12 protein-coding genes are annotated in these 14408 nt (G+C 30.9%); 11 read left to right on the plus strand and 1 reads right to left on the minus strand.

All coding sequences use genetic code 11. The features are described from left to right. The 6 genes from CD121_RS12350 to ltaS form a co-directional block, all read left to right on the plus strand. The coding region (locus CD121_RS12350; RefSeq protein ID WP_257214253.1) for a chorismate-binding protein at positions 1–706 on the plus strand (706 nt) is incomplete at its 5' end. Continuing rightward, positions 706–1314, plus strand: a complete 609-nt coding sequence (locus tag CD121_RS03480; RefSeq protein WP_046466446.1) for an aminotransferase class IV — start codon at positions 706–708, stop codon at positions 1312–1314. The genes CD121_RS12350 and CD121_RS03480, both read left to right, overlap by 1 nt. Positions 1315–1357: 43 nt before the next feature. Beyond that, on the plus strand, positions 1358–1564 hold the full coding sequence (locus CD121_RS03485) for a hypothetical protein (RefSeq protein ID WP_017637522.1): 207 nt from the start codon (positions 1358–1360) through the stop codon (positions 1562–1564). A 20-nt stretch (positions 1565–1584) separates the two neighbouring features. Continuing rightward, a complete protein-coding gene (locus CD121_RS03490) occupies positions 1585–2292 on the plus strand; it encodes a 5-oxoprolinase subunit B family protein (protein ID WP_126567455.1) in 708 nt (235 codons plus the stop codon). Then, complete coding sequence (locus tag CD121_RS03495) at positions 2280–3284, plus strand: 5-oxoprolinase subunit C family protein (RefSeq protein WP_126567456.1); 1005 nt, start codon at positions 2280–2282, stop codon at positions 3282–3284. The genes CD121_RS03490 and CD121_RS03495 overlap by 13 nt, the downstream gene beginning before the upstream one ends. Before the next feature lie 418 nt (positions 3285–3702). Then, positions 3703–5643, plus strand: a complete 1941-nt coding sequence (ltaS, locus tag CD121_RS03500) for a polyglycerol-phosphate lipoteichoic acid synthase LtaS (protein ID WP_029056464.1) — start codon at positions 3703–3705, stop codon at positions 5641–5643. A 141-nt stretch (positions 5644–5784) separates the two neighbouring features. Here ltaS and CD121_RS03505 read toward each other — a convergent pair whose 3' ends face one another. Further along, positions 5785–6600, minus strand: coding sequence for a ZIP family metal transporter (locus tag CD121_RS03505; RefSeq protein WP_017637518.1), 816 nt, complete (start codon positions 6598–6600; stop codon positions 5785–5787). A gap of 102 nt (positions 6601–6702) precedes the next feature. Between CD121_RS03505 and CD121_RS03510 the strand changes: the two genes are divergently transcribed. The 5 genes from CD121_RS03510 to hisC all read left to right on the plus strand — a co-directional run bounded on the left by CD121_RS03510 (position 6703) and on the right by hisC (position 14352). Then, on the plus strand, positions 6703–8592 hold the full coding sequence (locus tag CD121_RS03510) for an ABC-F family ATP-binding cassette domain-containing protein (protein ID WP_185817740.1): 1890 nt from the start codon (positions 6703–6705) through the stop codon (positions 8590–8592). A 10-nt stretch (positions 8593–8602) separates the two neighbouring features. After that, the gene (gene recQ / locus CD121_RS03515; RefSeq protein WP_029056466.1) at positions 8603–10384 is read left to right on the plus strand and encodes a DNA helicase RecQ; all 1782 of its coding nucleotides are present in this window, start codon (positions 8603–8605) and stop codon (positions 10382–10384) included. 241 nt (positions 10385–10625) lie between these two features. After that, positions 10626–11591: an ABC transporter ATP-binding protein gene (locus CD121_RS03520; protein WP_126567458.1), complete on the plus strand. Its 966-nt coding sequence runs from the start codon at positions 10626–10628 to the stop codon at positions 11589–11591. After that, positions 11584–13101, plus strand: coding sequence for an ABC transporter permease/substrate-binding protein (locus CD121_RS03525; RefSeq protein WP_070452502.1), 1518 nt, complete (start codon positions 11584–11586; stop codon positions 13099–13101). The genes CD121_RS03520 and CD121_RS03525 overlap by 8 nt, the downstream gene beginning before the upstream one ends. 195 nt (positions 13102–13296) lie before the next feature. Continuing rightward, complete coding sequence (gene hisC / locus CD121_RS03530; RefSeq protein ID WP_126567459.1) at positions 13297–14352, plus strand: histidinol-phosphate transaminase; 1056 nt, start codon at positions 13297–13299, stop codon at positions 14350–14352. Positions 14353–14408: the final 56 nt, after the last annotated feature.

Consider the following 14408-nt stretch of genomic DNA (forward strand, 5'->3'; position numbering starts at 1 on the left):
TATTTATTATCCTATTGAAAAGTTATACGAACAATTAACAGCGACAGGAAATGGTAATTATACGGTGCTACTAGATACGGATGAAGTCAGTGTCGCATCCATTTCTCCGGAATTATTCTTTCAAAAAGGTCATTTTAAAATTGAAGATAATATCATTGTTAGTAAGCCCATGAAAGGGACTATACCAAGAGGAGATAATGATAAAGAGGATTATAATAACTATCTTCAATTACAACAATCAGATAAGGATAAAGCGGAAAATGTGATGATTGTCGATTTACTAAGGAATGATATATCTCGAATTGCAGAAACAGGTTCTATTATAGTTTATAAATTATTTTTTATAGAAACTTATCACACTGTATATCAAATGACGAGTATGGTAGCTGGAAAGTTATCTACTAATGTGAAGCTTGAATCAATATTAGGAGCTATTTTCCCTTGTGGCTCTATTACTGGTGCACCCAAAATTAATACAATGCGATTTATTAAAGAATTAGAACAAAGACCAAGGTATATATACTGTGGAACAATAGGATTGTTAATGCCAAATGATAAAATGATTTTTAATATACCAATTCGTACAATTGAATACCGACATCAACAAGCTATTTATGGTGTTGGTGCTGGAATTACAATTAACTCCAATCCTGATTCAGAAGTTCAAGAATTCCAAGATAAAACTAAAATATTGGAGAGATTATAATGTATTTGTTTGAAACGATGAAATTGGAAAAAGGCCAAATCTCACGTTTAATATATCATGAAGACAGAATACAACGATCTAGTAAAATGCTTAATATACCATTTGATCAATCTAAATGGGATGACTTGATTCAAACCATTCAACATCAATATAATCAAGGTATTTATCGCTTAAAAGTAATGTTAGAAGAAAATGGAGAATTAGAATATGTAGTAGCCCCTTTATCTTCTAAGTCTCAATTTACTGCAACAATAGTACCTGAACATAATGGTAGTTCTCATTTAACTAAAATCAATAAGACATCTAATCGTAATCATGTAACGTATCGTTTAGATACAGACTTAGCTCTTATATATGATAAAAATGGAAAGATTTTAGAATTTGATATCGGCAATATAATGATTAAGGAAAATGGTAACTATTATACACCGCAATATAATGAAGATTTTTTATTAGGATGTATGCGTCAGTATTTAATTGACCATGGTAAATTGAAAGAGAAAAATTATTATATTGATGATTTTATAAATAAAGTAAAAGGTAACGAAATAGAAGTATTTTTGTTGAATAGCCTTCGAGAGGTTGCCGATGTAACAATTTATCTTTAAAATTAATTTTAAGAATAGTAAATCATAATAAACGGAGAAAATAATGGCATTAGTATGGATAGTAATATTAGTAGTTGTAACGGTTGTTAATAAAGTGATTATTGATCGATTAATACACAAAAATTCATATGTATTAGCACGTATTGTTGCAACGATTACTACTATATGTGCCATTATATTAGTTTATTTTTTGATTAAATCACTTATGCCTATTGTTATTGAACGTATGAACGTATTTTATCATCAATAAAGACTTTTTGAGGTGAAGGTATGAAAATTTATAGTCAAGGCGATCAAGCCATCGTAGTATCTATAGAGAAAAAGGTGTCTAAGGATCTTACAGAAGATTTATTAGCCTTGAGAACATATTTAAATGAAAGAAACTATCCGTTCATCACAGAAATAGTTCCAACAGAATCGGATATGATGATTATATATGATGCACGAGATATGATTAAACATCACCATATACAATCACCTTTCTTATATATGAAAGCACTAATAGAATCGATTCAATTAGAAATATCACATAATGTTCAAAATAAAGAGCCTATTCAAATCCCTATAGTATACGGAGATGAGTACGGACCAGATTTAGACGCTTTGTTAAAACATTTTAAAATCGATAAATCTCAATTTATACAACTTCATTCAGGAAGCGAATATTTTGTATCAATGATGGGCTACTCACCAGGATTTCCATATTTAACAGGTATGAATAAAAAATTATATGTAAATCATACTAGTACTAAAAAGAAATTTATCCCAGCAGGTTCTGTTGTTATAGAAGGAAAGAAATGTGGCATCGTTACAACTGATACCTACAATGATTGGTTAGTTATAGGCTACACACTATTACAACTTTTCTTCCCTAATAAAACGAATTTTGCCCTTTTAAAATTAGGCGACAATGTTCAATTTATTGCAAAAGAGAAAAACGATTTGAATATAGGAGACTTGAAGACATGTCAATCATAATAGAAAATAGTGGTCTTTTTAGTAGTTTTCATGATTTTGGGAGACACGCCTATGAACATAATGGAGTAATTCCTGGTGGTGCGCTAGATAGTTTATCGCATGAAATCGCTAATCGCTTAGTTGCTAATGATAAAAATGAAGCAACATTAGAAATGACTCAAAAAATGCCGAAGATAAGATTTACTGAACCTACTTTAATTGCTTTGGCAGGTGGAAATTTTAAAGCTGAAACGAAAAATATGAAAATTTACCCATATAAGCTTTATTTAATGAAAAAAGATGATGTTTTGAGATTTGAAGAAACGAGTCGAACATCACGTGTATATTTAGCTGTTGGTGGAGGTTTTGATTTAGAAGAATGGTTAGGTTCAACTTCTACAGATTTTAATGTGAAAATGGGAGGATATGAAGGTAGACAATTAAAAGATGGTGATCAAATCGAAATGAAACGACAATATAGCGATCGTCATCAAAAACTATTTGAGAATCTCTCAGACAAACGACAAACAGATTGGGGCGTTGACGGTTACGCGCTATCTTTTAATTATATGTCAGATGTATTTCATGTTATTAGAAACAAAGGTTCAGAAGATTTTAAAGAGAATGTATTGCAACGCTTTACTTTGAATAATTACAAAGTATCAAGCAAAGCTAATAGAATGGGAATGATATTAGAAGGACAAAAAGTGAAAGCTTATTATGAAGATATGCCAGCGCATCAATCTGTTAAACGAGGAACAATCCAAGTTAAAAGGGATGGAACACCAATCATTTTATTAAATGATCACTATACATTAGGTAGCTATCCTCAAATTGGGACAATTGCGAGCTACCATTTAACAAAACTAGCACAGAAACCAACAGGTTCTAAACTGAAATTTCAATTTATTGATATTGAAACAGCAGAGAAAAATTTAATAAAATACAGTAATTGGTTAAATCAACTGTTCCATGGTATAGAATATCGAATGCAATTGGAAATGCTAAAATAAATTATATAGTAAAAAAGTTCATGCTTAAGACTGATGTCTATAAATATAATCAATAATTAAAATATATGAATAAACGAATTGATGAGTATGATAATGAGAGTAAACATTTCTAAAAGTGTGTTTTTACTTGATATTTGGGTTGACTTCCTTTATATTAATATATTGAGCTATGTATTTTGTTACAATATGATTACATTCGTCATATTAATCTTAATAAAAAATTAACATCAATTATATAGTAGCTAGTTAATAAATTAATCTACTAGCTATTTTTAACGTCAAAATAAAATGTTTAGTGAATTTTTAAAATTATAGATTGTTTTAAATCATTGAAGATAACTTGTAAATAAGTTGGAAATGGCATTGTTTAGAGTTTCTGATATTGATGATTTATTAACAATTAACGGAGGAAACAAACATGAGTTCTCACAAAAAGAAGATAAGTCTTTTTGCGTTTTTCCTGATGATGGTATTTACTATCACCTTGAAGACGTATTTTTCCTATTATGTTGATTTTTCTTTAGGTGTTAAAGGGTTAGTACAAAACTTAATATTACTGATGAATCCATACAGTTTAGTTGCACTCATACTAAGTGTGTTCCTATTCTTTAAAGGTAAAAAGGCTTTCTGGTTCATTTTTGTTGGAGGATTCTTATTAACGTTTTTACTATATGCTAACGTTGTATATTTCAGATTTTTCTCTGACTTTTTAACATTTAGTACATTGAATCAAGCAGGTAACGTTGAATCAATGGGCGGTGCATTAGGTGCTTCATTTAAATGGTATGACTTTGTATACTTCATTGATACAATTATTTACCTATTTATTCTGATTTTTAAACGTCAATGGTTAAGTACAAAAGCGTTTAGCAAAAAGTTTGTGCCAGTTGTTATGGCTGTATCAGTCGCACTATTCTTTTTAAACTTAGCTTTTGCGGAAACAGATCGTCCAGAACTATTAACTCGTACATTCGACCATAAATACTTAGTTAAGTATTTAGGACCATTTAACTTCACTGTATACGATGGTGTCAAAACGATTGAAAACAATCAGCAAAAGGCATTAGCATCAGAAGATGACTTAACTAAAGTGTTGAATTACACGAAACAAAAACGAACAGAGCCAAACCAAGAATATTATGGTGCAGCTAAAAAGAAAAATATCATCAAAATTCATTTGGAAAGTTTCCAAACTTTCTTAATTAATAAGAAAGTAAATGGTAAAGAAGTAACACCATTCTTGAATAAGTTATCAAGTGGTAAACAAGATTTCACATACTTCCCTAACTTCTTCCATCAAACTGGTCAAGGTAAAACATCTGACGCAGAGTTGACAATGGATAATAGTATATATGGGTTACCACAAGGTTCAGCATATTCATTAAAAGGTGACAATACTTATCAATCATTACCTGCTATTTTAGATCAAAAGCAAGGTTATACTTCAAATGTTATGCATGGTGACTACAAAACATTCTGGAACCGTGATCAAATTTATAAACATTTTGGTATAGATAAGTTCTATGATGCAACATATTATGATATGTCAGATGACAATGTTGTTAACTTAGGTTTAAAAGATAAAGTATTCTTCCATGATTCAGCGAATTATCAAGCTAAAATGAAAAAACCATTCTATTCACATCTAATTACATTGACTAACCATTATCCATTCACATTAGATGAGAAAGACGCTTCAATTGATAAACCTAATACAGGTGATTCAACTGTAGATGGTTATATTCAAACAGCACACTATTTAGACCAAGCATTAGAAGAATATGTAACTGATCTGAAGAAAAAAGGTCTATATGATGATTCAGTAATTATGATTTATGGTGACCACTATGGTATTTCTGAAAATCATAATAATGCTATGGAAAAATTATTAGGTGAGAAGATTACACCAGCTAAATTTACTGATTTAAACCGTACTGGTTTCTGGTTGAAAATTCCAGGTAAATCTGGCGGCATTAATAAAGAATATGCAGGTCAAACAGATGTAATGCCAACAATTTTACATCTTGCTGGTATCGATACTAAGAACTATATTATGTTTGGTACTGATTTATTCTCTAAACAACATAACGATGTAGTACCATTCAGAAATGGTGATTTCATTACTAAAGACTACAAATATGTAAATGGTAAGTTATATTCTAATAAGGATAATGAATTATTAACTAAAAAACCAAAAGACTTCGAGAAGAATAAAAAACAAGTTGAAAAAGACTTAGAAATGAATGATAGTTTACTTAATGGAGATTTATTCAGATTCTATAAAAATCCAGATTTCAAAAAAGTAAATCCATCGAAGTATGAATATAAAACAGGACCTAAAGGTAATGAGAAAAAGTAATTGATATAAATTAAAATCCGAATTGAGCGTATTTGCTCAATTCGGATTTTTTGTTCTATTTGCCTTCGTTTTAAAACTCTATTTATAGGAATTTTTATATGGAAATTGCATATTTAATGATTAGAAAAGAACCAATGATGATTAGCCTAATGCAACGTCTAATATCATCATAATGGCAAATCCAAGCATTAAACTTAATGTAGCTAAATCTGTGTTATTACCTGATTGAGAGTCAGGAATAAGCTCTTCAACGACAACAAATATCATTGCACCTGCAGCAAAAGCAAGCGCATAAGGAAGCATTGGTGTGATAATTAGTACCGCACCTGCACCAATCATAGCAAATATTGGTTCTACAATTGCTGAAGCTTGTCCGTAGTTGAACGCTCGCCAACTTGAAGAACCCGCTGCTTTAATTGGCATTGATAGCGCTGCACCTTCAGGAATGTTTTGGATACCAATTCCAATAGCTAAGCCAATTGCTCCTAAAAATGTAGCAGTACCATTACCTGATACGACACCACCAAATGCTACCCCGATTGATAAACCTTCAGGAATATTGTGTAATGTAATGGCTAAAACGAGAAGCGCATTTTTACTCAATGATGTTTGAATACCTTCTTGTTGTTGATTTTTATCTTTAGCATTTCTGTGAATATGTGGTATGACAAAATCTAAACCACGAATAAAGAAACCACCGAATAAGAAACCAATTGCGGCTGGTAGCCAAGGTACGGCTGAATCTTTACTAAATTCAATTGAGGGTTGTAGTAGAGACCAAAAACTCGCAGCAATCATAATACCTGCGGCGAACCCTTGCATAGAGTTCAACACTTTGTCATTTACAGATTTAAAAATAAAAACAGAAGCTGCACCAAGTGCTGTTAATAACCATGTAATGATTCCTGCAATTAAAGCTTGAAAATGAGGAGGCAAATTTTCGAAGAATTCTGCCATAACTAGGTCTCCTTATATCATTTAAGCTTAAAAAGGTGTATAATATATAGAACTGATTTAATCTTAACAAATTTATATTGAAAATTCGATAGTAAAAGGAAGATAAGCATGGAAGCATATAAAATTGAACATTTAAATAAATCCTATGCAGATAAAGTGATATTCGATGATTTAAATTTATCAATATCTGAGCATGAAAAGATTGGTCTCGTTGGGATTAATGGTACAGGTAAAAGTACTTTGCTAAAAGTTATAGGTAATCTAGACGAAGATTTTACAGCCGATATCACTCATCCTAATAATTATCGAATTCGCTATTCATCTCAAAAACAAGATTTAGATGGTGAAATGACTGTTTTTGAAGCAGTACTAAGTTCTGATACACCAACTTTAAAAATTATTAAAGAGTATGAACAAGCTGTAAATCAATATTCAAAAGATCAAACTGACAAACAATTTCAAGTCATGATGAATGCACAAGAAATGATGGATCGCAAAGATGCATGGGATTATAATGCAGAAATTAAAACCATCCTATCTAAACTAGGAATCAATGAGACGAATAAACTCGTTAAAGAATTATCAGGTGGTCAACAAAAACGTGTTGTATTAGCTAAGACTTTAATTGAACAACCTGATTTATTATTGTTAGATGAACCTACAAACCATTTGGACTTTGAATCCATTAATTGGCTTATCAATTATGTGAAACAATATCCTTATACAGTATTATTCGTAACTCATGATAGATACTTTTTAAATGAAGTATCATCTAGAATTATTGAATTAGACAGAGGTAAATTAAAAACTTATCCAGGTAATTATGAAGATTACATCGCAATGCGAGCTGAAAATGAAGAAATTGAACAAAAACAACAAGCAAAGCAAAAGGCACTATATAAACAAGAGTTAGCATGGATGAGAGCAGGGGCTAAAGCAAGAACAACGAAACAACAAGCTCGTATTAATCGATTTAACGATTTAGAATCTGAAGTAAAACAACAAACTAAACAAGATAAAGCACAGTTAAATTTGGCTTACTCTAGACTTGGTAAACAAGTTTATGAATTAGAGCATGTGTCTAAGTCTATTAATGGCAAGATGCTATTCAAAGATATTACTGAAATAATACAAAATGGGCAAAAAATTGGAATTGTAGGACCTAATGGTGCAGGTAAAACAACACTATTAAATATTCTAGCTTCTGAAGAACAATCGTTCGAAGGTACTTTAAAGGTAGGGCAAACAGTTAAAGTTGCCTATTTTAAACAAACTGAAGAAACTTTAGACAGAGATATTAGAATGATTGATTATCTTCGAGAAGAAAGTGAAGTTGCAATGGAAAAAGATGGCACTTCCGTTTCGGTAACACAATTACTCGAACGATTTCTTTTTCCTAGTTCAACACATGGTAAAAAAGTATATAAATTATCAGGTGGAGAACAAAAGCGTCTTTATCTATTACGATTACTAGTACATAAGCCTAATGTTTTATTATTAGATGAACCTACTAATGATTTAGATACTGAGACATTAACAATATTAGAAGATTATATATATGAATTTGGTGGATCAGTTATAACTGTTAGCCATGATAGATATTTCCTTAATAAAGTCGCGCAGGAATATTGGTATATCCATGATGGAATAATGGAAAAAATTATTGGCTCATTTGAAGATTACGAAGCCTATAAAAAATCTCAAGATAAACAAGTAGCAATCGAGAAACAAGCTACAAATCAATCAAAGACTAAGCCACAAACACGTAAAAAATCAGGTCTATCATATAAAGAACAACGTGAATATGAAGCAATGTTGAAACGAATTGATCAAACTGAAACTAGGTTAGTTGAAATTGATGAAGAAATGGTAGAAGCTAGTGCTGATTATGCAAAAATTAAAGAATTAAACGAAGAAAAAGAACAATTAGAAACAACGTATGATGCTGACATCAATAGATGGAGTGAACTCGAAGAATTAAAAGAACAATAAGGGGAATTTAATCATGCAAGAAACTTTATCGCATTATTTTGGCTACGATACATTTCGACCCGGACAAGAAGAAATTATATCGAAAATTATGGATCATAGAAATGTATTAGGTGTATTACCAACAGGTGGTGGTAAATCTATATGTTATCAAGTGCCTGGATTGATGTTAGGTGGGACTACAATTGTTATTAGTCCATTAATATCTTTAATGAAAGACCAAGTAGACCAATTAAAAGCAATGGGGATTAATGCAGCATTTATTAACAGTAGTTTGACTCAAAAGCAGCAAAAAGAAATTGAACAAAAGTTAATCAATGGGCAAATTCAATTTTTATATGTAGCACCAGAACGTTTTGAAAATCAATATTTCTTGAGTCAATTACGAAAAGTAAATATTCATTTAGTAGCTTTTGATGAAGCACACTGTATCTCTAAGTGGGGACATGATTTTAGACCTAGTTACCAAAGCGTTATTCAGAAAGTGTTCACTCTCCCTCAAGATTTTGCAATTGTTGCATTAACAGCTACAGCAACAGCAGAAGTACAGCAAGACATCATGGAAAAATTAAACATTAACAGTCAAGATGAAGTCAAAACAAGTACGAAACGTCGTAATTTAATTTTCAAAGTTAATCCAACTTATCAACGCCAAAAATTTGTCGTAGATTATGTAACAGATCACGATGAAGAAGCGGGTATTATTTATTGTTCAACACGAAAACAAGTAGAAGAATTACAAGAGGTGCTTGATAGTCATAAAGTAAAATGTACTATTTATCATGCTGGTTTAACGAATAAAGAGAGAGAAGCGGCACAAAATGACTTTCTATACGATCGTGTAAATGTTGTTATTGCTACAAATGCATTTGGTATGGGTATTGATAAATCTAACGTTAGGTTCGTCATTCACTATAATATGCCAGGAGATTTGGAATCATATTATCAAGAAGCAGGTCGTGCTGGACGTGATGGATTGAAAAGTGAATGTATTTTATTATTCAGTGAACGCGATAGAGGGCTACATGAATACTTTATAACAGTATCTCAAGCAGATGATGATTATAAAGAAAAAATGGGCGAAAAATTAACTAAAATGATCCAATATACCAAAACGAAAAAATGTTTAGAAGCAACAATTGTGCATTATTTTGAACCTAATGAAAAGTTAGAAGAATGCAAACAATGTAGTAATTGTATTCAAGAAAATAAAACATATGATATGACTAGAGAAGCAAAGATGATTATTAGTTGTGTGGCACGTATGCGACAACAAGAAAGTTATAGTGTTATTATCCAAGTCCTACGTGGGGAAATAACAGATTACATTAAATATAATGATTATAATCAATTAACAACTCACGGTATCATGAAATCGTACACAACATCTGAATTAAGTCATTTAATTGATGAATTAAGATTTAAAGGATTTTTAAATGAAAATGATGAAATACTTATTTGCGATAAATCAGTTAAAAAGTTATTAAATAATGATACAAAAGTCTTTACTACACCGTTTAAACAAAAATCTAAAGAAAAAGTTTATATCAATACAGTAGAGGGTGTAGATAGAGCATTATTTAGTGAATTAGTTAAAGTTAGAAAGCAATTAAGTGATAAACTAGGTATAGCTCCGGTAAGTATTTTCTCAGACTATACATTAGAAGAATTTGCTAAACGAAAGCCAGAATCAAAACAAGATATGATTAATATTGATGGAGTAGGAAGTTATAAACTAAAACATTATTGTCCTCAATTTTTGGAAAGAATACAGTCTTATAAAACAAGTATTTAACAGAATCTATACTGAATAAAATTGAATATAATCAATCCACTCGATAAATTTTAAGGAATATACATAAAATTTATCGAGTTTTTATATTTATTTAAAAAACTAACGAAATAAGAATTTATGTTATAGATTTATTTGATTTACAAAATACAAAAAAGTTAATTATTTTTAATTGTGTTTAAGTATAGAAAAAGGGTATAGTAAACGAAAATGTCTATTTAGTTAGATTAAAGAAGGTGAAGTTGTGATTGAATTTAAGAACGTAACGAAACGATACGGCAATCATGTAGCTGTAGATGATGTGAGTTTTAATATAAAAGAAGGAGAATTTTTCATATTAATTGGACCTTCAGGATGTGGGAAAACGACGACTTTAAAAATGATTAACCGATTAATACCGTTAAGTGAAGGATATATTTATTTTAATAATAAACCCATTAGTGATTATCCTGTATATGAAATGAGATGGGATATTGGGTATGTGTTACAACAGATTGCATTATTTCCACATATGACTATTAAAGAGAATATAGCTCAAGTACCTCAAATGAAGAAATGGAAAGATAAAGATATCGATGCAAGAGTTGATGAATTATTAAAAATGGTTGGATTAGAACCGGAAACTTATAAAAATAGAATGCCAGATGAACTGTCAGGTGGACAACGACAACGTGTTGGTGTAGTACGTGCATTAGCAGCAGATCCACCGGTTATTATTATGGATGAACCATTTAGTGCGTTAGATCCAATTAGTAGAGAAAAGCTCCAAGATGACTTAATTGAGCTACAAACAAAAATCAAAAAGACGATTGTATTTGTAACACATGACATTCAAGAAGCAATGAAATTGGGAGATCGTATTTGCTTACTAAATGATGGTCATGTTGAACAAATTGATACACCTTTAGGTTTTCAGCAACAACCACAAAGTGAATTTGTAAAACAATTTATGGGTAACCATTTAAATAGACATAAATCCAAAGTGCAATTAAAAGAATTGATTATTGATCGTCCACTAGATGAAGTTTCAGTAATGAATAATTATCCTGAAATAAGTAATCAACAATATTTAGAGGATATTTATCAAACATTGATAGCTAATGAAGCTGTTATAGTTGTTGATGAACATTCACAACAAAAAAACTTGTTAAAGAGAGAAGACGTGTTTGAGTATTTGTCTGTAACAAAGGAGGGTAACGATAATGCATGAATTTTGGCAAACTTTAGGTGAACGTAAAGGACAGTTACTCTCAACGATTATTGAACATATTCAAATTTCGTTTATTGCATTATTAATTGCTACTATTATAGCAGTACCATTAGGTATTTTATTAACTAAAACTAAAAAGACATCAGAGATAGTAATGAATATTGCTGCTGTATTGCAAACTATTCCTTCACTCGCATTATTAGGTTTAATGATTCCATTATTCGGAATAGGAAGAGTACCAGCTATTATCGCACTTGTTGTATATGCGCTTCTACCAATTTTACGTAATACATATACTGGTATAAATGAAGTAGACCCATCATTAGTTGAAGCGGCTAAAGGTATTGGTATGAAACCTATAAGACGCTTAACGAAGGTGGAACTTCCCATTGCAATGCCAGTGATTATGGCAGGGATTAGAACAGCTATGGTATTAATTATCGGTACAGCAACGTTAGCAGCATTAATAGGTGCTGGTGGCCTAGGTGACTTAATTTTACTAGGGATAGACCGTAATGATGCGTCATTAATTTTAATAGGTGCGATTCCGGCAGCATTATTAGCCATTTTATTTGATGTTGTATTAAGATTTATGGAAAAGTTATCGTACAAAAAGCTAATGATTGTTTTAGGTACAATGGTTGTTATTATTATGATTGCAATTATAGTACCGCTATTTGCTCAAAAAGGCGATAAAATTACCCTTGCAGGAAAATTAGGTTCAGAACCTTCTGTTATTACAAACATGTATAAAATTTTAATTGAACAAGATACGGATGATACAGTTGAAGTAAAAGACGGCATGGGCAAGACAGCCTTCTTATTTAATGCTTTGAAATCAGATGATATCGATGGTTATTTAGAATTTACAGGTACTGTTTTAGGTGAATTGACGAAAGAGGATTTAAAATCTAAAAAAGAACCACAAGTATATCAACAAGCTAAACAAAGTCTTGAGAAAAAATTTGATATGACTATGCTGAAACCAATGAAATATAATAATACTTATGCCTTAGCAGTCAAACGTGATTTTGCTAAGAAACATAACATTAAAACAATTGGTGACTTATCTAAAGTAGAAGATCAATTGAAGCCAGGATTTACTTTAGAATTTAATGATAGACCAGATGGTTTTAAAGCTGTTAAAAAATCTTATGGACTAAACATATCTAATGTGAAAACAATGGAACCTAAACTACGTTATACAGCAGTGAATAAAGGAGACATCAATTTAATTGATGCATATTCTACAGATGCCGAATTAAAACAATATGATATGGTCGTGTTAAAAGATGATAAACATGTATTCCCACCATACCAAGGTGCACCAATGTTTAAAGAAAAATTCTTAAAAGATCATCCAGAAGTGAAAAAACCACTTAACAAACTAGCTGGAAAAATTTCTGATGAAGATATGCAAGAAATGAACTATAAAGTAACAGTGAAGAAAAAAGATCCTTATCAAGTAGCTAAAGATTATTTAGAAAAAGAAGGGCTTTTGAAAAAATAAGCATAACTTAAGTAAAACCTTAACGCTAACATGTAATACATGTTGACGTTAAGGTTTTTTAATTAATGATCAAGATACGTTTTTTGAATTGAAAAGGGCAAACAATCGTACATAGTTTGATTTATGACATTCGATTTGTATATAATTAACATTAAGATTTTGAAATTTCAGTCAATTCAAGGAGGCAACGAGATTATGAAAAAACAACTTGATCAACTATCTGCATACCAACCAGGTTTATCTCCTAGGGCACTTAAAGAAACCTATGGAATTAAAGGAGATCTATTTAAATTAGCCTCAAATGAAAGTTTATATGGTCCTTCTCCGAGTGTTAAAGATGCTATAACCAAACATTTAGATGAATTGCATTATTATCCTGAAACTTGTTCACCAATACTTAGAGAAGCAATTAGTAAGCATCTTGGTGTAGATGAATCACGAGTATTATTTGGTGCTGGTTTAGACGAAGTGATATTAATGATTTCAAGAGCAATCCTAACACCAGGAGATAAAATTGTTACTAGTGAAGCAACATTTGGTCAATACTATCATAATGCAATTGTAGAAGCTGCATCAGTAGTACAAGTACCTTTAAAAAATGGCTCCTTTGATTTAGAAGGGATTTTAGATGAAGTAGACGATGATACATCACTTGTATGGCTATGTAATCCTAATAACCCCACAGGTACATATTTCACTCACGATGAACTTTATAACTTTTTAGCAAGAGTACCTAGCCATGTACCAGTACTTATTGATGAAGCTTATTTTGAATTTGTCACTGCGGATGATTTTCCTGATACGCTAAAATTACAGGAAACGTTTGATAATGCATTTTTATTAAGAACATTTTCAAAAGCATATGGTTTAGCAGGATTACGCGTAGGTTACGTAGTAGCCACTAATGAAGCTATTGAAAAATGGAATATAATTAGACCACCATTTAATGTGACACGTTTATCTGAATATGCAGCTGTAGCGGCTTTAAATGATGAAGCTTATTTAAAAGATATAACTCAAAAAAATGCCTTTGAACGTCAAAAGTTCTATCAAATACCTCAAAGTGAACATTTTTTACCGAGTCAAACTAACTTTGTGTTTGTTAAAACATCTAAAAGTAAAGAACTATATGAAGCTTTATTAAATGTTGGTTGTATTACCAGACTGTTTCCTAACGGTGTTAGAATTACGATAGGATTCCCAGAACAAAATGATAAAATGATTGAAGTTTTACAGCAATTTGATTACTAAAAAGATGAAATGTCAGAACAGTAAAACCTTTTGTCTGGAACATGCATTTGCTATAC

The sequence above is a fragment of the Staphylococcus pasteuri genome, assembly GCF_003970495.1.
GTDB lineage: Bacteria > Bacillota > Bacilli > Staphylococcales > Staphylococcaceae > Staphylococcus > Staphylococcus pasteuri.